Source organism: Blautia sp. OM06-15AC, assembly GCF_003481425.1.
Classification (GTDB): domain Bacteria; phylum Bacillota; class Clostridia; order Lachnospirales; family Lachnospiraceae; genus Fusicatenibacter; species Fusicatenibacter saccharivorans.
In genome coordinates, this window is record NZ_QULD01000032.1 from 1 (window position 1) to 1,099 (window position 1,099).

Annotated in this window: 1 protein-coding gene; it reads right to left on the minus strand. The window is 44.0% G+C overall.

The genetic code is table 11. From position 1 onward, the window contains the following. Positions 1–92: 92 nt before the first annotated feature. On the minus strand, positions 93–1,099 hold a 1,007-nt coding region (gene tnpC / locus DXB83_RS16315), incomplete at its 5' end, for an IS66 family transposase (RefSeq protein WP_118697894.1).

Sequence of the window (1,099 nt, forward strand, 5' to 3'; positions counted from 1 at the left end):
AAGTAGGTAATCATCCGTATATTGACATTTTATAAAAGCCATCTGATACTGTTTCTGGCTGTCTGCCAAATTCTATATCAGATGGCTTAGTATTATTTTTTTAGTTTAGTACGGCAGTATTCCGGAAGATCTTCTGACCATGGAAGCAGTTTCTTTAACTCTTCCTCTTTAGGAAAAGCTCCCATTTTTCTGAGTTCATCCAATATATAAGTCAGATATGCGTATGGTTTCAGATGGTTCAGAAGTGCCGTTTCTGTAATGCTGTAAACAAGGGCACTGGCACCAGCTCCCCGTACACTTTTGGCAAACAGCCAGTTGCGGCGTCCCACTGCAAAGTTTTTCAATGCACGTTCTGCACTGTTGTTGTCTATACTGAGATGGCCATCTTCCAGATAGCGTTTCTGATATGCTTCCTGATTAAGCGTATACAAAATGGCATCACCAATAAGGGAAGACCTGTCTACAGAATCTTCCATCGTATGCAGCCATTCAAACAGGGCATCCATAACTGGACGGGACTGTTTCTGGCGCTCCTCATATTTTTCTTCCGGTGCTTTATTGTGGATCATTTCCTCGATCTTATAGAGGATCCCGATCCTTGACATCGCCTGATATGCAATGGTCTCTTTCAGCTGTTCTTTTGTAAAGTCTTTTTTTAATGCTGTGAGGGCTGCATCAAAACGTCGTCTTGCATGGGTAAGGCACCCGCTTACTATGATACCTTCTCCTAAACTGTGATAAGCCTGATATCCATCACAGGTCAGATACCCATGAAACCTGTCCCCTAAAAAGTTTACAGGATGATATCCCGCACGGGTCCTTTCATAATCGAAGAGTACCATCTGCGGGGAACCACTGAATTCATCCGTGAGATATACCCACATCCAGTTCTGGGTCGTCCCTTTCTGATCCGGTTCTCCGAGTACCTGGATCCGGCTTTCGTCACAATGGATATATCTGCTTTCCAGAAGTTCCTCTTTCATCAGCTGATACAGCGGTTTCAGGTATCTGTCTGCACAGTTTATGATCCAGTTCGCCATAGTCTTTGTGGAGAGATCGAGATCATATCTGGCAAACTCTCTTTCCTGACGTGCCAGAG